Origin of the sequence: Paenibacillus sp. FSL F4-0236 (assembly GCF_038000135.1) — a bacterium.
Lineage (GTDB): Bacteria > Bacillota > Bacilli > Paenibacillales > Paenibacillaceae > Paenibacillus_AQ.
In genome coordinates this window covers 101,942-125,679 of the sequence record NZ_JBBOBK010000002.1, presented here as the reverse complement: position 1 = coordinate 125,679, position 23,738 = coordinate 101,942, and the positions used below count along the sequence as shown (strand labels likewise).

General features: G+C 42.8%; 23 protein-coding genes and 1 other annotated feature. Of the genes, 20 read left to right on the top strand and 3 right to left on the bottom strand.

What is annotated here, in order from left to right:
• Positions 1-4 precede the first annotated feature (4 nt).
• The 9 genes from NSQ29_RS30990 to arsC all read left to right on the top strand — a co-directional run bounded on the left by NSQ29_RS30990 (position 5) and on the right by arsC (position 7,873).
• Positions 5-532, top strand: a complete 528-nt coding sequence (locus tag NSQ29_RS30990; protein WP_341126874.1) for a DinB family protein — start codon at positions 5-7, stop codon at positions 530-532.
• A 16-nt stretch (positions 533-548) separates the two neighbouring features.
• Entirely contained in the window at positions 549-692 is a 144-nt protein-coding gene (locus tag NSQ29_RS30985) for a hypothetical protein (RefSeq protein WP_179085821.1), read from the top strand.
• A 370-nt stretch (positions 693-1,062) separates the two neighbouring features.
• On the top strand, positions 1,063-3,024 hold the full coding sequence (locus NSQ29_RS30980; protein ID WP_341059453.1) for an ABC transporter ATP-binding protein/permease: 1,962 nt from the start codon (positions 1,063-1,065) through the stop codon (positions 3,022-3,024).
• 27 nt (positions 3,025-3,051) lie between these two features.
• Positions 3,052-3,720, top strand: coding sequence for a response regulator transcription factor (locus NSQ29_RS30975; protein ID WP_042191977.1), 669 nt, complete (start codon positions 3,052-3,054; stop codon positions 3,718-3,720).
• Complete coding sequence (locus NSQ29_RS30970) at positions 3,721-5,046, top strand: sensor histidine kinase (protein WP_052404427.1); 1,326 nt, start codon at positions 3,721-3,723, stop codon at positions 5,044-5,046.
• Positions 5,047-5,095: 49 nt separating this feature from the next.
• The gene (locus NSQ29_RS30965) at positions 5,096-5,644 is read left to right on the top strand and encodes a GNAT family N-acetyltransferase (RefSeq protein WP_339243537.1); all 549 of its coding nucleotides are present in this window, start codon (positions 5,096-5,098) and stop codon (positions 5,642-5,644) included.
• Between the two features lie 82 nt (positions 5,645-5,726).
• Positions 5,727-6,053: an ArsR/SmtB family transcription factor gene (locus tag NSQ29_RS30960; RefSeq protein ID WP_341126873.1), complete on the top strand. Its 327-nt coding sequence runs from the start codon at positions 5,727-5,729 to the stop codon at positions 6,051-6,053.
• 89 nt (positions 6,054-6,142) lie between these two features.
• Positions 6,143-7,432 carry an arsenic transporter gene (locus tag NSQ29_RS30955; RefSeq protein WP_341126872.1) on the top strand — a complete coding sequence of 430 codons (1,290 nt, stop codon included), beginning with the start codon at positions 6,143-6,145 and terminating at the stop codon, positions 7,430-7,432.
• Positions 7,433-7,453: 21 nt separating this feature from the next.
• Positions 7,454-7,873, top strand: coding sequence for an arsenate reductase (thioredoxin) (gene arsC, locus NSQ29_RS30950; RefSeq protein WP_341126871.1), 420 nt, complete (start codon positions 7,454-7,456; stop codon positions 7,871-7,873).
• Between the two features lie 98 nt (positions 7,874-7,971).
• Here arsC and NSQ29_RS30945 read toward each other — a convergent pair whose 3' ends face one another.
• On the bottom strand, positions 7,972-9,180 hold the full coding sequence (locus NSQ29_RS30945) for an oxalate decarboxylase family bicupin (RefSeq protein ID WP_341126870.1): 1,209 nt from the start codon (positions 9,178-9,180) through the stop codon (positions 7,972-7,974).
• Positions 9,181-9,349: 169 nt separating this feature from the next.
• Between NSQ29_RS30945 and NSQ29_RS30940 the strand changes: the two genes are divergently transcribed.
• From NSQ29_RS30940 to NSQ29_RS30900, 9 genes are all read left to right on the top strand, one after another.
• A complete protein-coding gene (locus tag NSQ29_RS30940) occupies positions 9,350-10,204 on the top strand; it encodes a copper amine oxidase N-terminal domain-containing protein (protein WP_042191966.1) in 855 nt (284 codons plus the stop codon).
• 49 nt (positions 10,205-10,253) lie between these two features.
• Positions 10,254-11,810: a tetratricopeptide repeat protein gene (locus tag NSQ29_RS30935; RefSeq protein WP_341126869.1), complete on the top strand. Its 1,557-nt coding sequence runs from the start codon at positions 10,254-10,256 to the stop codon at positions 11,808-11,810.
• Between the two features lie 68 nt (positions 11,811-11,878).
• Positions 11,879-12,139: a binding site (T-box leader), on the top strand.
• A gap of 180 nt (positions 12,140-12,319) precedes the next feature.
• Positions 12,320-13,999, top strand: coding sequence for a glutamine--tRNA ligase/YqeY domain fusion protein (locus NSQ29_RS30930; protein ID WP_042191961.1), 1,680 nt, complete (start codon positions 12,320-12,322; stop codon positions 13,997-13,999).
• A gap of 74 nt (positions 14,000-14,073) precedes the next feature.
• On the top strand, positions 14,074-14,280 hold the full coding sequence (locus NSQ29_RS30925; RefSeq protein WP_042191958.1) for a DUF2933 domain-containing protein: 207 nt from the start codon (positions 14,074-14,076) through the stop codon (positions 14,278-14,280).
• A 267-nt stretch (positions 14,281-14,547) separates the two neighbouring features.
• Positions 14,548-15,807 carry an Nramp family divalent metal transporter gene (locus NSQ29_RS30920; RefSeq protein WP_042194556.1) on the top strand — a complete coding sequence of 420 codons (1,260 nt, stop codon included), beginning with the start codon at positions 14,548-14,550 and terminating at the stop codon, positions 15,805-15,807.
• Positions 15,808-15,888: 81 nt separating this feature from the next.
• Positions 15,889-16,524 carry a TrkA C-terminal domain-containing protein gene (locus NSQ29_RS30915; protein ID WP_341126868.1) on the top strand — a complete coding sequence of 212 codons (636 nt, stop codon included), beginning with the start codon at positions 15,889-15,891 and terminating at the stop codon, positions 16,522-16,524.
• Positions 16,525-16,718: 194 nt separating this feature from the next.
• The gene (locus NSQ29_RS30910) at positions 16,719-17,858 is read left to right on the top strand and encodes an ABC transporter ATP-binding protein (protein ID WP_042191955.1); all 1,140 of its coding nucleotides are present in this window, start codon (positions 16,719-16,721) and stop codon (positions 17,856-17,858) included.
• Positions 17,855-18,511 carry an ABC transporter permease gene (locus NSQ29_RS30905; RefSeq protein ID WP_042191953.1) on the top strand — a complete coding sequence of 219 codons (657 nt, stop codon included), beginning with the start codon at positions 17,855-17,857 and terminating at the stop codon, positions 18,509-18,511. The genes NSQ29_RS30910 and NSQ29_RS30905 overlap by 4 nt, the downstream gene beginning before the upstream one ends.
• A gap of 43 nt (positions 18,512-18,554) precedes the next feature.
• Positions 18,555-19,469: a glycine betaine ABC transporter substrate-binding protein gene (locus NSQ29_RS30900; RefSeq protein WP_339267273.1), complete on the top strand. Its 915-nt coding sequence runs from the start codon at positions 18,555-18,557 to the stop codon at positions 19,467-19,469.
• A 72-nt stretch (positions 19,470-19,541) separates the two neighbouring features.
• Here NSQ29_RS30900 and NSQ29_RS30895 read toward each other — a convergent pair whose 3' ends face one another.
• A complete protein-coding gene (locus NSQ29_RS30895) occupies positions 19,542-20,693 on the bottom strand; it encodes an N-acetylmuramoyl-L-alanine amidase (protein WP_341126867.1) in 1,152 nt (383 codons plus the stop codon).
• Between the two features lie 157 nt (positions 20,694-20,850).
• On the opposite strand from NSQ29_RS30895, the gene NSQ29_RS30890 reads away from it, so the two are divergent.
• Entirely contained in the window at positions 20,851-21,858 is a 1,008-nt protein-coding gene (locus NSQ29_RS30890; RefSeq protein ID WP_042191948.1) for a TIR domain-containing protein, read from the top strand.
• The gene (locus NSQ29_RS30885) at positions 21,855-22,091 is read left to right on the top strand and encodes a hypothetical protein (RefSeq protein WP_076285512.1); all 237 of its coding nucleotides are present in this window, start codon (positions 21,855-21,857) and stop codon (positions 22,089-22,091) included. The genes NSQ29_RS30890 and NSQ29_RS30885 overlap by 4 nt, the downstream gene beginning before the upstream one ends.
• 370 nt (positions 22,092-22,461) lie before the next feature.
• On the opposite strand, the gene NSQ29_RS30880 is transcribed toward NSQ29_RS30885, so the two are convergent.
• Positions 22,462-23,547, bottom strand: coding sequence for an LLM class flavin-dependent oxidoreductase (locus tag NSQ29_RS30880; RefSeq protein WP_042191944.1), 1,086 nt, complete (start codon positions 23,545-23,547; stop codon positions 22,462-22,464).
• Positions 23,548-23,738: the final 191 nt, after the last annotated feature.

Genomic DNA, 23,738 nt, shown 5'->3' with positions numbered 1-23,738 from the left:
CATTATGATCGATATGGACCAAATATATCTAATTACGGATATCCCAGGTTATACGCCGGAAATTAGTCGTCTTTTATCCATGATGAACTATGCCAGACACACAACACTACAAGCCGTTGCAGGTCTAACAGTGGAACAACTGGACTACTTATTGGACTCAGAGAGCAACTCCATTGGAGCGTTATTATCACACTACGCTGCGGTAGAATATGCGTATCAAGTGGCTACGTTTGAGGGAAGAGATTTGTCTGAGGAAGAATTAACAATATGGGGGCCAGCGTTAAGCTTAGGAGACGAAGGGCGAGCGATGATTAAAGGGAATGATCTTAACTATTATTTAGACCGTTTAAATGAAGTAAGAGAAAGAACGTATGCATTGTTCGCAACCGTTGATGATGACTGGTTATATACAGAAGAGGAATTCTGGCATCACAAACAGGCGAACTACTATTTCATGTGGTTTCATGTATTCGAAGATGAAATTAATCACAGAGGCCAAATTAGATTGATACGAAAAAGAGCGCTAGCTTAAAGAAAGGGGAACATAAATGGAGTTCATAGAGAAGAGTATTAAGCCTTTATTTAACAAGTATCCGTTGCTCTCGAAATTTATCTTAGCAGTGCTAATCTTTGATATCGTCTATTACACAGGTAAAGAAGTTGGGCGAATTGCCTATTATATGACTCACTAAATCTTTATAAAATGTGCCTAACAGAAAAAGGCGAATTCGACTCCATGCTGAGTGAGAATTCGCCTTTTTCTATGACTTGACCTAAAAATAAACGGAGGAGAGTTACGAAGGGGCAATTTGGAACTGTAGGAGCGGTAGCGACCGCCTTTGTCTCCGAATTTCATCCGCTAACAGCGGTACAATTCAGGAAATTTGGAGACAACAGCGGCCGGAAGTCCAAAAGTTCCCCGTAGTTACCACTTCCTCCTTAAATGTATTGTCTCAAGATGAGGAGGTATTCCAGTTCATTATCAGTTCACACAAATTTGTTAGGATTGGAAACATCAAAGGCAGAGAAAAAGAGCGTGACCCAGGAGAGGAAGAGATCGGAATGAACATATTAGAGGTTAAGAATGTTAAAAAATCGTATACTTTATATGGTAAGGAAAAGGTTCCAGTACTCCATGATGTGAATTTAAGCTTTGAGACAGGTGAATTTGTCTCTATCCTCGGTGAATCCGGTTGCGGCAAGTCCACACTAATGAATATTATTGGTGGAATGGACTCTGATTATGAGGGCGATGTCCTTGTTCGCGGGAAGAACCTAAGCAAGATGACCGAAAAGGAAATGGATGACTATCGCAAGAACAACATCGGCTTCGTATTTCAAAACTTCAATCTGATTCCACATTTATCAGTCTTGGAAAATGTTACGGTTGCGATGCAGATGACGAATACAAGCGAGAAAGAACGTAATAAGCGTGCTATAGAGATTTTGACTGAGGTAGGATTAAAGGATCATCTGAAAAAACGTCCGAATCAACTGTCCGGTGGACAAAAGCAACGGGTATCCATTGCACGTGCATTGTCGAATAATCCAGACATTATTTTGGCAGATGAACCTACGGGTGCGCTGGATAAGGATACAGGCGATCAAATATTAGTCTTGTTGGACAGCATAGCGAAAAGAGGAATCTTGGTCATTACCGTGACCCACTCGCAAAAAGTAGCTGATTACGGTAGCCGTATCGTTAAGCTTGAAGAGGGATTGGTGAAAGACGATATTCATTTGAAGGAGCGTTCCATGGCAACCTACGATGGGGGAGATGGTTCGGCCCGAAACCTCAGCTTAATGGCTTCTTTCAAAATGGCCCTTCAAAATATGAAGCTTAATGCCAAACGTAATGTATTGGTAGCTTTGGGTGGATCGATAGGTATTTTAAGTGTACTCTTGATGCTCTCCTTAGGAAATGGGATCACTAGCTATATTAATAATGAAATTAATTCAAGTATGGACCCTTTGCTGGTAGATATCACTAAGCCAAATCCAGAAGCCAAAGACATGAAAGGCCCAGAAGCGATGATGTTACCGGGTGTTTCGTTTACAAAGGCCGATGTTGAAACGATTCGTAACCTCCCAAATGTAGATCATGTGGAGACTATAACAACGATTACAGGTAAGTCTACTACGGTTTTTGGAGAACAAACGGGTAGTCTCACACAATTAACCACCTTAAACGATACATTTGATAAAGCGACGATTAAAGCAGGGGCTTTACCGAAAGAAAATGAAGTATTATTACCAACGAAAATAGCGAGTCAATTAAGTGGAAATGACCAACCGAATGCTATGGTAGGGAAGTCTATTCATCTGTATATTAATGAAATGGATGCTCAACATAAACCGATAACGTTGGAAAAAGAAATCAAGGTCTCTGGTGTTTATGAAGCCACTGATCCAAGAGCGCAAATGTCACCAACAGGATATATTCCAACACAGACACTGGAGCAAATGTATACTGATAAAGGGATTACCATTGGCCCGATTCAGGTTAATGCTTTTGCAACGGATATGAAATATGTGAATGATATTAATAAAGCGGCTGTTGATGCGGGCTTCTCGGGCTCCCAAACGGCAAAAATCATGGAGCGTATCACGACTTATGTGGATATGGCTACGATCGTTCTATCTGGTATTGCAGGGATTTCGCTCATCGTATCAGGGATTATGATATTGGTTGTACTTTACATTAGTGTAGTGGAACGGACGAAAGAAATTGGGATCCTTCGTGCGATTGGAGCAAGAAAGAAAGATATCAAGCGAATATTCTTTTCCGAATCCGCATTATTGGGTATATTTAGTGGTGTCTTCGCAATAATCTTTGCAGCTATTATTAGCTTTGGTTTAAATATACTTCTGGAAAATGCTTTTGGCGTAAAGCTTATTAACTTATCTGGATCTTATATCGTATTCGGATTAGTTGTAAGTACAGGGATTAGTATTGTCGCTGGTTTGATGCCTTCATCGAAGGCTGCCAAGCTCGATCCAATGGAATCTCTGCGATACGAATAAATACAATGTTGGAAAGGAAATTGATGTATGAGCACAATTCTAGTGGTTGATGATGATTCCCATATCCGCAAATTAATACGATTATATCTTGAAAAAGATCAGTTTTCCGTAGTGGAAGCGGAAGATGGTCAAATAGCATTAGACATTCTAGCTCATACAAAAATAGATTTGGCGATTGTGGATGTGATGATGCCTCATATCGATGGTATTGAACTGACAGAAGATATTCGATCTTATATTGATATGCCGATCCTAATGGTTACAGCCAAAGGAGAGTCTAAGGATAAAGTCAGAGGATTTAATGCGGGGTCAGACGATTATTTAGTAAAGCCGTTTGATCCCATTGAATTGGTACTGCGTGTGAAATCTTTATTAAAGAGATATCATGTAACCCCTTCGAATGTTATTCAATTAGGGGGAGTAACGATTGATCTAGGGAATTTAACAGTCGCTAATGCCGATCAAATGGTTGAATTGAAAAAGAAGGAATGTGAATTGCTATTTGCTTTGGCGGGTTCGCCAAGGCAAATATTCACCCGCACTCAGCTAATAGAGAATATATGGGGAATGGATTATGAAGGCGATGAGCGGACGGTTGATGTGCATATCAAACGCTTGAGAGAACGTCTTGAACCCATCCCTCAGTTCATCATTTCTACAGTAAGAGGACTTGGTTATCGTCTGGAGCTAGCCTAGATGGTGAGAAAAAGCCTGCGTCTTCGAATCGTCGTTACGTTCATTGGTATTGTTTTAGTCAGTTTAATTATTTCCTTTTTTCTTTTTATGCAGTTTTCAGAAAAAAATAATACCCCAAACCATATGTTTATTAATATTGCTAAAGATATAGCAAAGGTGACAAATCTAATAGATGATCCGGAAAAAGTAAACGCATTTGCAGATCTGCTTAATCGATTTGGTATAGATATAGCGGTTGTTAATGAGCCAAGTGAATCTGTTTTTTCTGTAGACAAGGAGAAAGTTGCTATCTTATTCAATTCCAACACAACCGATGCGGTCTTTCTATCGGGTAGGGGTGGACTTGCTATCGTAGGGGTTCCTAAGATAGATGATGGAAAAGGTGCTTTCATTATTAAGATTGATTTTTCATCGACTGTAAGAGGCTTGAGAATTACGCTTCTGTTTACACTATTAGCTGTACTAATCATCGGAAGCTTGCTTATCTTGTTCATGTCCAGGTATATTGTGAAGCCTATTAAGAAGCTAACTGTTGCAGCGAAGGAAATGGCGTCAGGCAATTTATCTGTCCGATTGACTTATCGTAATAAAGATGAATTTGGTGAACTGATGGAGAGCTTTAATCGTATGGCAAGTGAGCTGCAGAAAATGGACTCAGTTCGTGATGATTTTGTCAGCAATGTTTCTCATGAAATGCAGTCACCACTTACATCGATTAGAGGATTTACAAGAGCGCTGCAAGACGGTGTCATTCCATTAGAAGAGCAAAAAGAGCATCTGGATATTATCTATGAGGAAACCTTACGCCTATCTAGGCTTAGTGATAATCTGCTCCGATTAGCCTCACTCGATTCGGAGCACCATCCGGTTAATCCCACCACATTCCAATTAGACGAACAATTAAGAAGAACGATCGTATTAGCGGAACCACAGTGGGCACGGAAAGATATTATGATTGAATTGGATTTATTGCCTTGCGAGATCACGGTGGATAAAGATTTATTTGATCAGGTCTGGCAGAACTTAATAAATAATGCTATAAAATATACGGGGCAAGACGGTACCATTCATGTTGAAATTGAGATGAACGCGCAATTTGTGAAGGTATATATCAAAGATTCTGGTAAAGGCATTCCTGAGGAAGCACTTCCGCTTATCTTTGATCGATTTTATATGGTGGAGAAAGCGCGTAGCAGCGCTCTTAAAGGGAATGGACTTGGACTTTCCATTGTGATGAAGATTCTGAAAATACATGATTGTAATATTGATGTGGAGAGTAAAGTTGGAGAAGGAACCCAGTTTGTTGTAACGATTCCTAGAACCTAAACCACATGAATAGTTAATATGCTAAAGCTAAAGGTAAACTTTGAGGGGGATGATGATGAAAGATCTAAATCCTATCTATTTACGCGAATTGAAGCATACGGACTGGAAAGATGTTCATTCGTATTGTTCACAGGATCATGTGTGCCGTTTTCAAGCCTGGGGTCCAAATACTGCTGATCAAACTCGTTCATTTGTGAGCCAGGCACTAGATGACTCTCAAAAAGTTCCCAGAACTCGGTTCGCGCAAGCCATAGTTGCAGTAGGAACTGAAAATTTGATCGGCATGGTTGAATTAAATATTAGAAGCCATACGGACAGAAGCGGTGAAATCGGCTATATTGTCCATCCTGATGTCTGGGGACAGGGAGTCGCTACAGCAGCAGCCGGACTAATGTTGAAGCTTGGTTTTGAAGAACTGCATCTACATCGAATATACGCGACCTGTGACCCTCGAAATAGTGGATCATCCAAGGTGCTCACCAAGATTGGCATGACCTATGAAGGCAGATTAAGAGATGCTTTACTCATAAAAGATGGCTGGCGAGATTCTTTAGTGTTTAGTGTATTGGAGCAAGAATGGGATAAGGAAGTGCGCTAAAATAAAGTCTTGCTTCTAAATGTCTAGTTCATTACAATATAAGTATTCGCTTATATAAGTGTTGGAAGGAGGAGAAGTAGGGATGCAGTCACTGACGGATATTGCAGATGATTTGAAGCTCTTAGGAGATAAGACGCGACTGGCCATGCTTTCACTTTTGAAAGAACGGGAATGGTGCGTGTGTGAATTTCTTGATATTTTTGATATATCCCAGCCGGCGATTAGTCAGCATTTACGGAAATTGAAGAATAGAGGGATCGTGAAAGAAAGCAAACGAGGGCAGTGGGTGCATTATTCATTAAATGTCGAGGATAGACCACATCTTAAGGCTGTTCTTCAACAAATGCCCAGCTCAGCCGCGATATTGGCTAGTTTGAATAAAGAAGTTAAAGCACCGTGCTGCGACTAAAATATAGTTGTAGTTTTTTAGAGTGTATATAACTATATAGTTATATGGTGATATAGGATTTATTCGTAGATTATAGGAGTGTTGAGAAAGTGGTCATTCTAGCCATACTTATTTTTATGGTAACTTTAATTTTTGTAATCTGGCAGCCTCGAAATTTATCGATTGGATGGTCAGCCTGCGGCGGAGCGATCATTGCTTTACTAGCTGGGGTAGTTAGCTTTAATGATGTTCTGGATGTAACACAAATGGTGTGGAATGCGACGTTGGCGTTTGTTGCAATCATCTTAATCTCCTTAATTTTAGACAGTATTGGATTTTTTGAATGGGCTGCGTTACATATGGCGCGAGCAGCACGGGGGAACGGAACACGAATGTTTGTCTATGTCATCGTTCTTGGTGCGTTGGTTTCTGCCTTTTTTGCAAATGATGGAGCTGCGCTAATACTTACCCCTATTGTACTTGCTATGGTAAGAGCGCTGAATTTTGATGAGAAAAAAGTATTTCCATTCATTATTGCTAGCGGCTTTATTGCGGACACCACCTCATTACCGCTTGTGGTTAGCAATCTTGTGAATATCGTATCGGCTGACTTTTTTGGAATTACCTTTATGGAGTATGCGGGGAAAATGATTGTACCTACACTATTCTCATTGATAGCGAGTATCGTGGTGCTTTATTTCTTTTTTCGCAAAAGTATTCCGAAGCGATTTAATGATTCCGAACTAAAAGATCCGCAAGAGGCTATTAAAGATAAGAAGATGTTCCGTCTATCATGGATTGTACTGGCTGTTCTTTTAATAGGGTATTTCGTTAGTGGATTCTTGAAGATTCCGGTATCAGTGGTTGTGGGAATCATTGCAATATTGTTCATGCTCCTCGCGAGAAGAAGCCCTTCCGTCAAGGTGAAAGAAGTGCTTACAGGAGCACCTTGGGCGATTGTGTTCTTCTCCATTGGAATGTATGTCGTGGTATATGGACTTCGGAATGCGGGTCTAACTGATCTACTCGCTAAGGCGATAGGAATGATTGCTGATCAGGGTCTATTCACTGCAACTATGGGTATGGGCTTCATTGCTGCATTGATCTCATCATTGATGAATAATCTGCCTACTGTAATGATTGACGCACTCGCAATTGATGCAACGCATACAACCGGAGTTATTAAAGAGGCATTAATATATGCGAATGTTATAGGTTCAGACTTAGGCCCTAAAATCACCCCGATTGGCTCACTAGCAACGCTGCTGTGGCTGCATGTACTTTCGGCCAAAGGTGTGAAGATATCCTGGGGAACGTATTTTAAGACGGGTATTATATTAACTATCCCAACGTTGTTTTTTACACTTTTAGGTCTTTATCTGTGGTTGTTAATTACTTAATTTGAAAAGGGGAAGATCAGGATGAACAAGAAAACGATTTATTTTTTATGTACAGGAAACTCTTGCCGGAGTCAGATGGCTGAGGGCTGGGCGAAGCAATATTTAGGGGGAGAATGGAACGTGTACAGCGCTGGAATTGAAGCCCATGGTCTAAATCCAAAAGCTGTACAAGCTATGAACGAAGTAGGCATAGATATCACTGGACAGACCTCGGATATGATTGATTCTAGTCTGCTGAATAATGCGGATCTAGTCGTTACGTTATGTGGGGATGCTGCGGATAAATGTCCAATGACGCCTCCGAAGGTCAGATGGGAACACTGGGGCTTCGATGATCCGGCAAAGGCGCAAGGGACCGATGAAGAGAAGTGGGCAGTGTTCCAGCGTGTGCGTGACCAGATTGAGGTAAGAATCAAACGATTTGCGGAGACCGGCGAATAGTTACCAGGTGAAGCATCCTATTCTTTTAAAAATATAAGAAAGTATAAGTTTCACACTACACCATATCCTTATATTTCTCGCAAAACGCTTACCGTCCTTTAGCCTTTAGGGACGCCGGAGGCGTTTTTGCTTGTCTTAGGATATTTCACTACGGGCCATTTCACTTTCCTTAAGGCGTTCATAACCTCTGGTCCAACGTTCAGATTACTTTGAACCAACTCATGAGGAGTGAGAGCCATCCATTGATTCAGAGAAACGTCCGCAAAACGATCGCTTTTAAACATTTCGAGGAACCACAAGGAGTCTTCTCCTGTATTTTGAATATAATGTCCAAATGCAAAAGGGACATACCCGACATCGCCTGCTCTGTAATTAAATGTTCTTGCTACACCGTTTCCAGCAAATACAGTCATACGTCCTTTTCCGGTAAGATAATATTGCCATTCATCGTTATTTGGATGCCAGTGCAGCTCTCTCATCCCTCCGGGTTCAATTTCTACCAATGCGGCAGCTACGGTTTTGGAGATGGGAAAGTTACTGGAATCGACTATTCTGACACTCCCGCCGGGAGTCCTCAGCGGAGGTTGAGCCAATAAGGAATGTTTAAAGGTTTGTGGGATCTCTCCGTATGGAGATTCTACCCTTTGACTTTGCAATGAACCCGGAACCTGATCCTGATAAATATAGACCTGTTCGGTAGGAATGGAGTCAAATGCAGCGGCAGGCACCCCAAAGTTAGCCGAAAGCACTTCTTTCGGAGTATGGGCAAACCAATCGGAAATGGACAAGGTGTTTAGATCAGAGAAACTTCCATCGTCGAATACAAGCAGAAACTCACAGCCTTCTTCAAGACCTTGTATAGAGTGGGGAATACCTGGCGGGAAATACCATAGATCACCTGGCCCCACATCTGCTATGAAGTTTCGACCATTTTGATCTACGGCAGTAATTCGAGCTCGACCTAGCAGCATATAAGACCATTCCGCTTGCTGATGCCAATGGAGTTCACGTACTCCACCGGGGGTTAGGCTCATGTTGACGCCAGCTAGTGTAGTGGCGATGGGGAGGTCTCTGACTGTCACCTCTCTCGACCAGCCACCATGATTAAGCTGCATATGTGCATCGGAAAAAGAAAATTTTAAATTGGGGACGAGACCGGCATCGGTCACGGGAGGGACAAACATGTCGGGATTCTCCAAATCCCGCATTATATCACGTGGTCCTTTATCTAATCCCCCTGCGCCATCGCTTCGAATGGGCTGTGGGATTTTTGTCTTTCTTGGCGAATCCTGTCCATCTGCAGTCATCCATCGCACTCCTTTCATGATTCTAAATAACTCAATGAAAATATATGCGGAATCCTGTCTTTTATGATGAATAACAAAAGTGGAACAAGTTGACATGCGCAAGGGGATCATTGATTATTACTAATAGAGGCTTTGTTCTAGACGGAGTAGAGAGGGAGAGGGGTTTGAGATGAATCACATTAAGGAGTCCTTACAACGATTAGGGAGAATAAGAGCTTATGTCATAGGTCTGTTGGTAATTATGTTCGCCGCGGGTTCCGCGGTTACACCTACATCGGTGTCGGCGGCTGTTCAGTTAGGGACTCAGGTAATGCCACTGTCATATGGGGGGTATTACGTCCTTTTTCCAGGTAAACTCGCTCCTTATTTTAAATCAGGTAAATTAATGGTGCCGATTCGGGCTTTCTCGAGTGCGATTGGTGCGGATTTGCTCTATGACGCATTAACGAACAGCGTTACAGTTTCACTACTGGATCGCTCTGTAGGGAAGATTAAAGCAGGGCAGCTAGAGGCAGAATTTAATGGGGAGACAGAAGATTCATTAGGGATCGCCCCAGAGATCAAGGATGGAATCCTGTTTGTTCCAGCATCCCCTATTCTAGAGGGGTTAAAGACATTTCGCTGGGAAACTCAGTTCAATAACGTGAATAAATTAACCCTTGGCATTGGCGCCAGAAAAGGGGAGGAATGGGCAAAGCCTGAGGCTGATCGAGCGCTTACCCCTTACCCAGTGGAAACAACAGCACATCCATATCCGTTATATCCGTTTAAGCTAACACAGACTCAATCTGGGAAAGAATACAGACTAACCTTAGGCGTGCAAAATACCTCTGGTTTTGTCATCCCTAAAGGGAATGCGGAACTGGAGCTGGTGAGTGTGGACAGTAAAGGTAACTCTTACTACCAAACGTTAAAAGGACCTGACTCTTTAACCTCCAAGGCGGCATTATTATCATTTTCCGTTTCCATTCCTACAGAGGCTGAATACGTCATTTTCAGATCACGTACATTGAGAGCGGAATAAGTATCATAGGTGTTCTAACAAGATATACAGAGAGCAGGTTAAGAAATAGATGACAGGTAACGAAGGGCAGCACTATCGCTTCAGTGAAGCACCCATTTGGGAGTTGCAGCGGGCTTATTATGAAGAACAGGGATTAAAGGCTTGGAATAATGATCAGGTTCCGCAGTATATTACGAGTAATCCTATGATTGCGACAGCATATGCGGAAATGATCTTCGGATTCCTGCAAGATCGGGCTGGACAAGGACATCTCTCTGAAACAGTCACTATACTGGAATTGGGAGCTGGGGCGGGTCGGTTAGCGTTCCATATCCTTAAGAAGCTATGCGAAATCATAGATTATGCGGGGACTCCACTTCCTCCTTTTCGTTATGTGATGAGTGATTTACCCGTTAAAAATATAACCAGCTGGCAGCAGCACCCAAGCTTACTTCCATTCGTAGAGCAAGGTATACTGGATTTCGCACGATTTGATGCTGTACAGGATACTGAACTGTATTTAATACGCGCTAAGCTCAGCATCAAACCTGGTGATTTACAGCAGCCGCTGCTGCTTGTGGCGAATTATTTTTTTGACAGTATCCCGCAGGAATTAATTTATGTGGATGAAGGTAAAATATTTGAATGTGAGGTGTCGATTCAGTATTCAGAGGCTGCAGGATCGGACAACCCCTCTGATGTACTCGGTACAATCATCCCACAATATCATTATGTTCGAGCGGCTAATTACGAAGTGGAAACCTACCCCTATCACGATGTTATAAAGCTCTACCAGCAGAAGCTGGAGGATTCCCATATTCTGTTTCCTGTTGTGGGGCTTACTTGTTTGGAGCGGCTAGCTAAGTTGTCTACGGAAGGGTTCGTACTCCTTACAGCGGATAAGGGAGATCACCGAATAGAGAATTGGGAATTTGCGGAACCCCCTTTGCTGATTCATCACGGTAGCTTCTCCTTAACGGCGAATTATCATGCAATTCAGTATATGTTGGAGCAAAAAGGAGCACACTCCTTATTTACCACTCATCATTACAAAAACTTGAATATCGGATGCATTCTTATGCTGGACGCGCCGATGAGCTATACGAACACTCGGTTAGGTTACAAGCGGTTTATAGAGCGTTTTGGCCCGGATGATTTCTTCAGTATGAAGGAATGGATGGATCAGCAATTAGATACAATGGGTCTCCAGCAGATTTTGGCTTTTTGGCGCTTAGGTGGGTATGATGCAGAATGGTTTATCCATAGTGCAGAACAGATTTCGGAGCTGCTGCCGGATGCCAGTGATGAAGAAATGCTGGATCTTCAGCAGGGAATACGATTAATGTGGACAGGTTACTATCCGATGGAACAGAGCTATGACCTATCACTGGATGCTGGGTTACTGCTGTATGAAATGGATAAGTTCGAGGAGGCGTTAGCCTACTTAGCACGGTCTATGCATGCCAATTCGGAAGAACCATTAGCCTCGGTGCTTTATAGTATGGCGATTTGTAATTATGAGCTTGGAGCTGAAGGGGCTGCACTGGATTACGCGCGTAGAGCTTTGGCTGTAGAGCCTGATAATGAAGTAGTGTTGGAACTGATAACGGCTCTGAGCGAGGATTAAATTGTAAGAAGACAGAAGTACAGCACCATTTACACAGGACCCTCAATTTGGTATCCTATACAAAATAATTAAACGCGATGACGAGAAGAGTAAATAAAATCATTCCTTCACAGAGAGCCCTGAATGATGAGAACAGGGTAAGGGAGATTTTATCGAAACAAGCCTCTGAGCGGCATATCGGAACCGATCGACGGGGATGGTATGACGGGAGCTCCTGTTATAGAGCTAGAGTATAACCAATGCGTAAGATGCATTGCCGTACTTGATGAGATTAATATGGCGACATATTAATGAACCTGGGGTGGTACCGCGAGAATTTCGTCCCCAAGACCATAAGTCTTGGAGGTGAGGTTCTTTTTTATTTAAATATAAGAAAGTATAAGTTTCACACTATACTTTATCCTTATATTTCTCGCTTAAACACTTACCGTCCTTATAGGACGCCGAAGGCGTTTATGCTTGTGCAGAATAATCAGGCGGATATCACTTATAAACAGGAGGTAATACCAATGAACAAGGAACCGGAAGTATTAGCAGAGAGTTACATCGACAGATTGATTCAAGAAGAGCTGGAAGCTGGGACTTACAGTAGAGATATTTGCACGAGATTCCCACCGGAGCCTAATGGGTATTTGCATATTGGCAGTGCGTATGCGATTCACACGAACTATACGACTGCGAAAAAGTATGGCGGGAAGTTCCATTTGCGGTTCGATGACACCAATCCTTTAAAAGAGGATCTGGAGTATGTAAATGCTATTTGCGAAGATATGTTATGGATGGGCTACCCGCCAGACCATACTTTCTACGGATCAGACTATTCGGAAAAAATATATAATAGCGCGGTAAAGTTAATCCAAAAAGGAAAAGCCTACGTCTGCGATTTATCACCTGAAGAGGTGTCAGCTTATAGAGGAACGCTTACGGAGCCGGGAAAGAACAGCCCTTATCGGGAGCGTTCTGTGGAAGAGAATTTGAAGTTATTCACGGAGATGAGGAATGGAGCCTATCCGACGGGAGCCAGAGTATTACGGGCCAAAATAGATATGAGCTCACCTAATATCAACTTGCGTGATCCAGTGATTTACAGAATCATTCATGCGGAGCATTATAGAACCGGCAACGATTGGTGCATCTATCCGATGTATGATTTTGCCCATCCTATACAAGATGCAATCGAAGGGATTACGCATTCCCTATGTTCCATTGAGTTTAAGGATCATCGACCACTGTATGAGTGGGTGCTGAATGAACTGGATACCCCTGAGGCTCCAAAGCAAAGGGAATTCGGACGCGTAAATATCACCGGCGTCGTTACTAGCAAACGGTATATTAGACAACTGGTTACAGGACATTATGTGGATGGCTGGGATGATCCAAGACTTCCAACGCTTCGCGGACTGCGGAGAAGAGGTTTTACGCCGGAGAGTATTCGGAATTTTGTGAAGGAAATTGGATTTGTTAGGAATAGCACCATTGTAGATATTGCCATGTTAGAGCATTCGCTTAGACAAGATTTGAAGGCGAAGGCAACTAGCGTGATGGCTGTTCTAAAGCCTCTAAAGGTGGTTATTACTAACTACCCTGAGAATCAAAGCGAATGGCTGAAGATTGAGAATAACAGTGAGGATAAGACGCTTGGGGAAAGGGAAGTTCCTTTTTCACGGACGCTTTATATTGAACAAGAGGATTTCATGGAGGAGCCACCCAAAGGTTATCACAGGCTGACTATAGGGAATGAGGTTAGGTTAAAGGGCGCCTACTTCATTAAGTGCAATGAGGTGCTCAAGGACGAAGCAACTGGAGAAGTTATAGAGCTTCGCTGCACCTATGATCCGAGAACGAAGAGTGGAAGTGGATTTAATGAACGGAAGGTTAAAGCGACCATCCACTGGGTATCGGCAGAGCACGCGATCAAGGCGGAAGTTCATCTATATGAGCGGTTGCTAAAAGATAACGACGGTCCTAAAGAAGAGGATGAGCGCTGGGACGCGTATCTTAATCCAGATTCCCTAACCATTCTGAAGGATTGTTTGTTGGAGCCTTCCATGGCGAGTGCACTTCCAGAAGATAAATTTCAATTCATCCGGCATGGATTCTTCTGTGTAGATAAGAAATATACCACAGCAGATAAGCTGGTACTGAACCGAATTGTGCCGCTTAAGGATACATGGAAGAAAAATTCGTAATTCACAGCACATCCTTTCTCCACAACTTTTCTTTATGATATAGAGGTCATAATGAAATTGTAGGAGGTAATGCTATGAATTGGTCTTGGTTAATCACATTGATCTGTCCTTTGATGATGTTATTTATGATGTTCGGACTGGGTGGGAAACATGGACACGGGCACGGGCATGGGTCGAGAAAGCAAGCGTCGCCTGATTATCAGGAGCTTCAGAAAGAATTGAATGAGCTGAAAATGCAGAATGAACAAATGAGAAGAGATATTCAAAGTCTCACACCATAAGCATTTCGGATTAATTGGCTTAAGCTGGGCGAAGATCGGGTAATTTCTGATCATCGTCCAGCTTTTTTTGTTCTTGGTCGTAGGTGGACAAGCATATGAAAATTTCTAATGAAACATATTTACATTTTTCAGAAATGAGCATATACTTTAAATATAAGTTGCACAAAGGAAACTTTCGTGTATATAGACAACTTTTTTTGGGCAAGAGGAGGAATGGACATGTTGGAACAAACTTTAATAGAAAAACCACATATAGAACAACCGCATATGAGACAACATAAAAACTCCATTTCGGCGCAAGCCGTACTTAATGGGGAGACCAAAGGAATTAAAAGATTACTTCCTTTCTTAGGTCCAGCGTTTATCGCTGCGGTTGCTTATCTGGATCCGGGTAATTTTGCCACCAACATTACGGCAGGTTCAAAATACGGCTATCTTTTATTATGGGTGATTGTAGCCTCGAATTTAATGGCCGTTCTTATTCAGGCGTTATCTGCCAAGCTTGGTATTGCTACAGGAAAGAATCTGCCGGAGATCGCTCATGATCGTTTTCCGAAGAGTGTATCGATCTTCTTATGGATTCAAAGTGAACTGGTGATTATAGCTACGGATCTGGCGGAGTTTATCGGGGCGGCATTGGGGCTTTATCTATTATTTGATATTCCCATGCTGCCGGCAGCACTCATTACTGCGGTCGGTTCATTTGCTATCCTAGAGCTTCAGCGCCGGGGTTACCGTTCCCTTGAGGCCGGAATTGCTGCAATGATTCTTATAGTTGTATTAGCTTTTGCTTTTCAAGTAATTGTAGCTAAACCGGATATGGGTGCTGTTGCTGTAGGCATGTTCACACCTAAGTTTGAAGGGGTGGATAGCATTCTTTTGGCTGCAGGAATTCTAGGCGCAACCGTGATGCCACATGCCATTTATCTACATTCATCACTTACACAGAACCGTATTGTCGGAGTAAACGAAGCGGAGAAGAAACAAATCTTTAAACTGGAATTCATAGATATTATTATTGCGATGATTATTGCAGGGGCAGTGAATCTGGCGATGGTTATTGTCTCAGCCGCATTATTTTTTAAAAATGGTATCGTGGTTGAGGATTTGGATGTTGCGTTTCAGCAATTTAGTCACTTAGCTGGACCCGTAACGGCCATCTCCTTTGGCTTAGGACTACTCATCGCAGGACTATCGAGCTCTTCTGTAGGAACTATGGCTGGCGATGTGGTAATGCAAGGCTTCATCAACAAAAGAATTAACCTGTACTTACGCCGTGCGATTACGATTATTCCACCTTTGGCTATCATTGGTTTTGGTGTAAATCCAACGAAAGCACTCGTTATCAGCCAGGTGATCTTGTCCTTTGGGATTGCCTTTGCTCTGGTACCACTGGTTATGTTTACAAGCAATCGTCAGATTATGGGCGGGTTAGTGAATCGTAAGATGACAGCGGCTCTCGGCTGGCTTATCTCTGGTCTTGTTGTATCGTTAAATTTATTTTTGGTATATCAAATATTTGGATAAGGCAGGACATCTTTATTTGGTGAGTGAAAAAAGGTATACTTGAGCATGTTTATAATTCACGCCAGAGTAAGGAGATCGACAATGTCCATGCAAGAAATATCCGGTTATAAGTCTATAGCCCTTGATATTGCACAAAGAATTGTAAGCGGGGAATTTCCCGTACAGAGTAAGCTATCCGGGCGTTCTCTATTGGCAGGGCAATATCATGTTTCTCCAGAAACGATTCGTAAGGCTATGGGATTATTGAAGGATGAGAATATAGTGTTTGTTTCGCAAGGAAAAGAGATTATTGTCATCTCTGATCAAAAGGCGTATGAGTATATTACCAGGAATAACTATCTGAAATCAGCTTATTCGTTGAAACAGGATCTAGAGCAATTGTTGCTTGAAAAGAAGAAGCTCGACGGCAAGTTCGAGAGGGTACTAACTGGAATTATCGAGGCATCAGACCGGATGAAGAATTTAAAGCCGTACCACCCGGAAGAAATTACAATCCATGAACAATCACATGTGGTTGGCAAAACCATTGGAGCATTACAATTTTGGCAGAATACAGGTGCTACGATTATAGCGCTTCGCCGGGGTGCGAACGTAACAATCTCCCCAGGTCCACATGTCATACTCAGAGAAAATGATGTACTTGTAGCAGTTGGTGATGAGAAAATGTACCAAAGAACAGAGCAATTTATTAATAAAAATGCAGAGAATCATTTATAATAATAGATCAAAAAAAGGCTATCCAGCGGGGTTTATCACTGGATAGCTTTTTTTATAATTACAATATTACATTTATTTACAAACAACTTATTATAATAATGTAGGTTGTCAGTTGGGGAGTTGTTTGTTATAGTTTAACTTACAGAGTCGCCCGGTGAGATGATCTGACGATAGAAATAAGAAGGAGAGACCCTATGCTGAAATTTGAAAAAGTAGGTAAGAAATACCCGAATGGTTATGAAGCAGTTAAGAATATTAGCTTTGAAATTGAAGCTGGAGAAATACTAGTATTGATCGGTCCGAGCGGTTGCGGAAAGACAACAACGATGAAAATGATAAATCGTCTTGTTCCGCATACTTCAGGCCATATTTATATCCACGGCAAAGATATCACCAAGGAGAACCCCGTAACCCTCCGCAAGAACATCGGTTATGTTATTCAACAAGCTGGTTTGTTCCCGCACTACACCATAGAAGATAATGTAGGCTTGATTCCCGACCTAAAGGGCTGGGATGTGAAGAAGAAAAAAGAACGGGTGCTCGAAATGCTCCGCCTAGTCGGACTTGATCCGGCCATATTTGCCAAGCGTTATCCGAAACAATTATCAGGTGGGCAGCAGCAGCGTGTAGGTGTAGCCCGTGCATTGGCTGCTGATCCCGAGATTATATTGATGGATGAACCGTTTGGTGCTTTGGACCCTATTACCCGTGAGCAACTGCAGGATGAACTGCTGCGCATGCAACAAGAAGTGAAGAAGACAATAGTATTTGTAACACATGATATGGATGAAGCACTGAAGCTTGGAGATAAAATCGCTATTCTAAAAGATGGTGAAATCGTTCAACTAGATACACCTTATGAGCTGCTCAGCCGGCCTGCTAATGATTTCGTAGAATCATTTATCGGCAAAAACCGTATTTACCAAAACCCTGAGTATATCCCCGTAACAGAAGTTATGCGTGACAATCCATCTACATCTCTTCCCGGGCGCACGCTGGGTAAAGCTCTTACCTTTATGCGTCAACGCAAAATGGATACATTACTGGTTGGAAACGAGAAAGGTAAGCTGCTTGGCATAGTCTCCGCTTATGATGTTACCGCCAAAATGGAACAAAGCCTTACTATCGAGGAAATTATGACACCACCTGGGGTGGTGCTGCAGGATACAGCAACAGCAAGAGACGCATTATCATTGATTACGGAAGCTCCATACGGCATTATTCCGATTGTAACCGCTGAGGGGAACATTGCCGGGATTGTTACAAGAGGTAGTCTTCTGACGGCGTTTGCAGCACAATGGGGAGGCACGAAAGAGGAGGAAGTGTCTGTATGAGAGATCAATCGTTATGGCAACAACTCATATATCAATTAGATTTACGTAGGGATGATTTGATTCATTCTATGGGAGTGCATATGCAACTTGTGCTCTTGTCCATGTTATTTGCAATTATTGTTGGCATTGCGCTTGGAATCATGATTACACGGGTTAAACCACTGAAAGGGATTACGCTTGGTGCTGCGGGGATTCTTCAGACAATACCTAGTCTGGCGATGCTCGGATTTATGATTCCTCTATTTGGCATAGGGATGAAGACGGCAGTTGTAGCTTTGTTTCTGTATTCACTGCTGCCAATCATCCGCAACACCTACACGGGAATTACTGATGTGGATCCGTCTATAGTGGAAGCGGCCCGGGGAATGGGAATGAAGAGCTGGCAAATTCTATTCAGGGTTCAACTCCCTTTAGCTTTAAGTGTAATTATGGCGGGGATCCGTACTGCTGCAGTTATTAATGTCGGGACAGCAACACTGGCAGCCTTTATCGGTGCTGGCGGATTGGGTGAATTTATTTTCTTAGGTATTCAACGGAACATCGAAGCTCTAACCTTACTTGGCGCTATTCCGGCCGCGATTCTTGCACTCGTGCTGGATTATCTACTCGGATTGCTTGAAAGATTAACGACTCCAAAGGGATTGAAAGTATAACTAAAACTCTAGTCTTGAAAGAATATAAAAGGGGAGATTATATATGAAAATTCCAAAATTGATGACAGGCGTTCTAACTACAGTATTAATGGGGACGTTACTTGCTGGGTGTGGTGGCGGGGATAATAACGCTGCTGCGGGTAACAGTGGAGAAATCACGATTGGCTCCAAAAACTTCACGGAGAATGTTCTACTCGCTCATATGATGGCAGATTTGATAGAAGATAAAACAGATATTAAAGTGAAGCGTCAGATGAACTTGGGAGGCTCTAATGTAGCTTGGAGTGCGCTTGAGAATAATAATATCCAGCTATATCCGGATTACACCGGAACCATTGTAGCCAATTACTATCAAGAGGAGACGGGAAACTCTGAGGAATCGTTGGCAAAAACCAGAGAACTGCTTGAAAAAGATGGACTGGCCTTTCTGGATCCATTCGGCATAAATAATACCTATACTTTAGCTGTTAGTCGTGAAACGGCTGAGAAGTACAATCTAAAGACTTTCAGCGATTTGGCCAAAGTATCTGGAAATATGGTTCTTGGCGTAGAGTTCGAGTTCTTGGATCGTGAGGACGGATACCCCGGTATCCAAAAACTCTACGGAATGGATTTCAAGCAGAGCAAAGGAATGGACCATGGTATCATGTACCGTTCGATTGACGATGGGGAAACAGATGTAACCAATGCATACGCGACGGATGCACAAATTAAAGTACATGATCTGGTGATTCTGCAGGATGATAAGGAATTCTTCCCACCTTATGATGCAGGACCGATTATTCGTCAGGAAACGTTAGATAAATACCCTGAATTGAAAGGCGTCTTAAATCAATTGAACGGACAAATCAGTGACGAAGAAATGCAGCAATTGAACGCAGAAGTTGATGTGGATGCGCTCAAGGAAGAGGATGTAGCTCGTAATTTCCTGATCAAAAAGGGATTAATAGAAGGCTAAATATGAAATATAAACTAAAGCAGGCTAGGGAATTTCCTAGCCTGCTTCTTTGCTGATTATTTATAGGTCTGTCTAGTTTCTGAAGTAGTCTGCCAATCCTTCGGCGATAGCCTTGGCTGCTTTTTTCTGATAGGAGGATTTACGGACAATTGACTCATCTGTAGGGTTGGTAAGAAATCCGAGTTCAACTAAGGTAGCTGGAATTCGATTCTCCCTTAGGATGTGATAATCACCAAAGGATAACCCATTGCTCTTTAGACCGATGCCTTGTCCCAGCCGGGTTTCAATCGCCCGTGCCAGCTTTAGATCATCGGACTCGGAGTAAAAGAAGGTTAGTGTCCCAGATACTTTTTTCGGAGAGGAATTATAATGAATGCTTACAAATGCATTTGCACGCAGGTCCTCACTCATCTGAACACGCCGTGCGAGCGTAGGCTTCTGATCCTCCCGGGTACGTGTCATCTCAACCCGTGCACCTTTAGCTAAAAGGGCATCGCGGAGATAAAGTGCGGTTTGCAGGTTCAAATCCTTCTCCATGGTGTTATATGTAGTGCCGAGCATTCCCGGATCACTGCCGCCATGACCGGGATCTACGACGATTAATTTTCCTCGTAAATTTCCTGTGTGCGAAATGCTGCTTGTAGTGCTTGTGCTTCTTGGCGTGGTTCCAGATCGGATGTATTGTGCTGCGACCCAACCGATGTCACCGCTAGCTGTTCGAATTCGTGCCCAATCGTTCTGACGAAGGAGGAGGATAGCTGTATCCTTAGCTTTTAAAGAACCGAGTACCTTATATTGTGTGCCTGGACCGCTTCGAACGCGTAGTGAATCTGCCGTAACTGTAACCTTTGTGGTACTACTCAAGGCGCTGGTTGAGGTGGAAGAAGTAGTGCTGGGTTTGGAAGCTACCGATGATCCAGAAGCGCCAGATTGCTTGGAGCTATTGTTCACCTTTTTAAGGTAATAGCCGGCTACCCAGCCAGAGGTGTTCCCCGTCTTAACCTTCAACCACCCGTGTTGTTCATCGGTCACAGTTACTTTTGCTCCGTTCTTAATAGATCCTACAACAGTTGCATTCTTTGCCGGCTCACTGCGTACATTTAAAGAGTTCGCGTATACCTGAGCGGTATAACTAACTGCTGCCGTTTTAGCTTCAGCAGGCTGTGACGCTGTTATACCCATAAGGCTTGCTGCAAGCAATGTGACACCTATCATTTTTTTCATAGTATCCTCGCTTTTTCAAAGTAGTCGTAATTTTTTACCCACTTTACGAGGTTTAGAATAATATTTTTTGAGAAATTTATGAGAACTTGGCCTCTTTTCCGGTGGTCTAAAGACTTGTATAATTATTACATATTGGGAAGGATGAAGGAGCACTGCCGTGACTAAACCAAAGCTATTCATTGGATCTTCCAGAGAATCCATACGTTATGCAAGAGCGATTCATGAGCAGCTGAAGAGGGATGCTGAAGTACATCCTTGGTATGCCAATGCCTTTCGAGCGAATGAATACACGATGGAGGCACTGGAGAGAAATTTGGATGAGAGCGATTTTGCCGTATTTGTGTTCTCGCCAGATGATGTCGCCAAAATACGCGGTAAATTTTATTATGTGACTCGTGATAATACGGGGTTTGAAATGGGATTGTTTTGGGCCAGATTACGGCGTAATCGCGTCTTTTGCTTAGTGCCGGATCAGGTGACTGCCCGCGACGATTTAATCCCTGGACAGAATGTTGAAGAATATCATCTGTTGTCCGATTTATCGGGAATTACAGCTTTAGAGTATGAGATGCACCATGATAATCCTACGGCTGCTGTGGATGTGAGCTGTGGTAAGATTATTGATAGTGTCCAGGGGTTTGGAAAATTCCGTGACCCGGTGAAAGATTTAGAGCAGCTAAAGATGGAATTAAGGCGCAAAGAAAGTATCCTTCATTTTTTTTGGCAATATAATAGTAATGTGACCATCTCTGAGGATGGAGAGAAGTATCACGCACTCAGTGAGGCGATCCGCAATTCTTTCTTACCTCCGAAGCATTGTCGTGTGATCGGTGCTGCGATTTGGCAGGCTCAAGAGAAAGAACAGCTTGTTCAGGTGGGAGGAAATGTCGGACGTGGGCACTCCTATTCCTTGACTGTTACGAAAGGGAATGAGAAGCAGCCTAGTGTGGTAGATGCATTTTTATCGAGCAAATGGACTTTTTTTCAACGCACGGAAGTTGCGGAGGTATATATCCTATGCTATCCTCTAGGTAAGAAGTATGTTCTTTCCGTACACTTTTCAGGGAGTGATGGATTATCTGCGGATGATCTTAAGGCGGTAGTTGCGAATAATCAGGATTTATTCCGTACCATCAATCATTTAGTAGGGGAGGATTCAGCATGAAGCGAATAAAGGGTATTAACAACTTATCGGGTGCTGTTCTCCGCTCTGCAAGTGGTGGAAGCAGGAGTGCAGAAGATAATAAGAATACCACAAGCAAAACAGGGTCGAGCCATTCCGCTCAGCAACCAGCTTCAGCTCAAATTTATACTGCGCCTTCTTTAGATGGTGGAGACGATGAATATAAGAAGCTTATTAGCGGGAAGGTAGACAACAATAAACCATCCTTTGCGTGATGAGCATAAGTGCTGTCTCAAAAGTAGTGAATCTACTTAGGGGGCAGCTTCTTTTTTTTGAGAGTAATTAGGGAAAAACTCCCTGAAAATAGCTGATAATTACTCTAAATGAGTGAAATCAGGGAATTCCTCCCTAAAAATCGGGGGAATATCTATATTTACCGCCGAATCAGGTTAATTATAGGGAGGTATTCCCTAATTGTTAGTCTATTGAGTAGAAATCTCCGATTTTCAGGGAGATATTCCCTAATTCTTGAGCAGAGCATCCGGTTCACTTCTTACAGCAAGACACAATGTTGCAACAGCACAAAAAGCACTTCTCCACGAGCGGGAGAAGTGCTTTTTTATTAACTGGTACAGCCCCTCAGTTCTATCGGCTATTCTTCTTGGCAATCTCACGTCGTACGACAGGGGCGACCTCAGTTGCCAATAGTTCAATAGCTTTGGCTACCTTGGCGTAAGGAAGGCCGCCGATGTCGAGCTGAGTCATAAAGCGGCTATGGCCGAACAGCTCATGCTGATAGAGGATTTTTTCAATAATTTGCTGCGGGCTACCTACAGCCATCGTGTTATCAGCAGATACATATTGCCCAAAGTCGTCACGAGATACATTGTATTCTTGACCAGGTTTTGGGCTGATGGAATTACGATAACTATAGTAGTATGGGTAATATTCATCGAGCGCTTGCTGTGAAGTTTCGGCAATGTAGCCGTGGCTAGTAATCGCAATCTTTAAAGATTCAGGGGCATGACCCGCCTGAATTCCAGCGCGTCGATAAGTTGCAGCAAGCTCTTGGAAAGGTTCTGGACTACCGCTAAGAATGGCGATGGCCATTCCAGTCCCGAGTACCCCAGCTTTTTCCGCGCTTTCAGGAGAACCACCTACACCTATCCATACAGGAAGGCTTTGCTGAAGAGGGCGTGGTGCAATCTCAGAATCCTTCAAGGATGAGCGGAAGGAACCCTCCCAGTTCATAATTTCATGCTTATTAAGCTCGAGAAGCAGATTAATATTCTCGGCGAATAGTCGATGATAGTCTTCAAGTTCGTACCCAAAGAGCGGAAAAGATTCCACAAAAGCACCACGTCCAGCAATAATCTCTGCACGGCCATCTGATAGTAAATCAAGTGTGGCGAAATCCTCGAATACGCGCACGGGATCAATGGTGCTTAATACAGTAGTGGCGCTCGTCAACTTGATTCTGCGGGTAACCTGGGAGATGGCTGCCAGCACGACTGGAACCGAAGAAATCGCAAAATCAAGACGATGATGCTCACCTACACCGAATACATCAAGCCCCGCCTCATCCGCCAGCTTGGCCGCAGCTACAACTTCGTCGAGTCGTTGTTTCGGGCTGATCTTATTCCCGGTATGACAATCAGCTACAATGTCTCCTAAGGTGTAGATACCGAATTCAAAATCGGATGCTGGTGCTGTGGTTACCTCGTTACTCATGATTACAAACCCCTTGTTATTCATATATTTGATAAAGCTTGTTCGTTTATAGAAGAATGTGATTATTATAACACAATAACTTACAAATTGTAAGTTTATGAGTAAATGTTTTGATTTCTGCTCTTTAGGATGTCAAAATGAGGAATAATAATCCATGTTCTTACATCCTGCTCGTCATTAGTATTATATTT

What these genes read in the sequence shown, in the direction of transcription:
- NSQ29_RS30960 (WP_341126873.1), top strand. Translation starts at nt 5,727, where the DNA reads ATGCAGTCACTGACGGATATTGCAGATGATTTGAAGCTCTTAGGAGAT.
- NSQ29_RS30910 (WP_042191955.1), top strand. Translation starts at nt 16,719, where the DNA reads ATGCTGAAATTTGAAAAAGTAGGTAAGAAATACCCGAATGGTTATGAA.
- NSQ29_RS30920 (WP_042194556.1), top strand. Translation starts at nt 14,548, where the DNA reads ATGAGACAACATAAAAACTCCATTTCGGCGCAAGCCGTACTTAATGGG.
- NSQ29_RS30900 (WP_339267273.1), top strand. Translation starts at nt 18,555, where the DNA reads ATGAAAATTCCAAAATTGATGACAGGCGTTCTAACTACAGTATTAATG.
- NSQ29_RS30975 (WP_042191977.1), top strand. Translation starts at nt 3,052, where the DNA reads ATGAGCACAATTCTAGTGGTTGATGATGATTCCCATATCCGCAAATTA.
- NSQ29_RS30990 (WP_341126874.1), top strand. Translation starts at nt 5, where the DNA reads ATGATCGATATGGACCAAATATATCTAATTACGGATATCCCAGGTTAT.
- NSQ29_RS30935 (WP_341126869.1), top strand. Translation starts at nt 10,254, where the DNA reads ATGACAGGTAACGAAGGGCAGCACTATCGCTTCAGTGAAGCACCCATT.
- NSQ29_RS30970 (WP_052404427.1), top strand. Translation starts at nt 3,721, where the DNA reads ATGGTGAGAAAAAGCCTGCGTCTTCGAATCGTCGTTACGTTCATTGGT.
- NSQ29_RS30985 (WP_179085821.1), top strand. Translation starts at nt 549, where the DNA reads ATGGAGTTCATAGAGAAGAGTATTAAGCCTTTATTTAACAAGTATCCG.
- NSQ29_RS30925 (WP_042191958.1), top strand. Translation starts at nt 14,074, where the DNA reads ATGAATTGGTCTTGGTTAATCACATTGATCTGTCCTTTGATGATGTTA.
- NSQ29_RS30905 (WP_042191953.1), top strand. Translation starts at nt 17,855, where the DNA reads ATGAGAGATCAATCGTTATGGCAACAACTCATATATCAATTAGATTTA.
- NSQ29_RS30945 (WP_341126870.1), bottom strand. Translation starts at nt 9,180, where the DNA reads ATGACTGCAGATGGACAGGATTCGCCAAGAAAGACAAAAATCCCACAG.
- NSQ29_RS30915 (WP_341126868.1), top strand. Translation starts at nt 15,889, where the DNA reads ATGTCCATGCAAGAAATATCCGGTTATAAGTCTATAGCCCTTGATATT.
- arsC (WP_341126871.1), top strand. Translation starts at nt 7,454, where the DNA reads ATGAACAAGAAAACGATTTATTTTTTATGTACAGGAAACTCTTGCCGG.
- NSQ29_RS30940 (WP_042191966.1), top strand. Translation starts at nt 9,350, where the DNA reads ATGAATCACATTAAGGAGTCCTTACAACGATTAGGGAGAATAAGAGCT.
- NSQ29_RS30885 (WP_076285512.1), top strand. Translation starts at nt 21,855, where the DNA reads ATGAAGCGAATAAAGGGTATTAACAACTTATCGGGTGCTGTTCTCCGC.
- NSQ29_RS30930 (WP_042191961.1), top strand. Translation starts at nt 12,320, where the DNA reads ATGAACAAGGAACCGGAAGTATTAGCAGAGAGTTACATCGACAGATTG.
- NSQ29_RS30965 (WP_339243537.1), top strand. Translation starts at nt 5,096, where the DNA reads ATGATGATGAAAGATCTAAATCCTATCTATTTACGCGAATTGAAGCAT.
- NSQ29_RS30895 (WP_341126867.1), bottom strand. Translation starts at nt 20,693, where the DNA reads ATGAAAAAAATGATAGGTGTCACATTGCTTGCAGCAAGCCTTATGGGT.
- NSQ29_RS30880 (WP_042191944.1), bottom strand. Translation starts at nt 23,547, where the DNA reads ATGAGTAACGAGGTAACCACAGCACCAGCATCCGATTTTGAATTCGGT.
- NSQ29_RS30980 (WP_341059453.1), top strand. Translation starts at nt 1,063, where the DNA reads ATGAACATATTAGAGGTTAAGAATGTTAAAAAATCGTATACTTTATAT.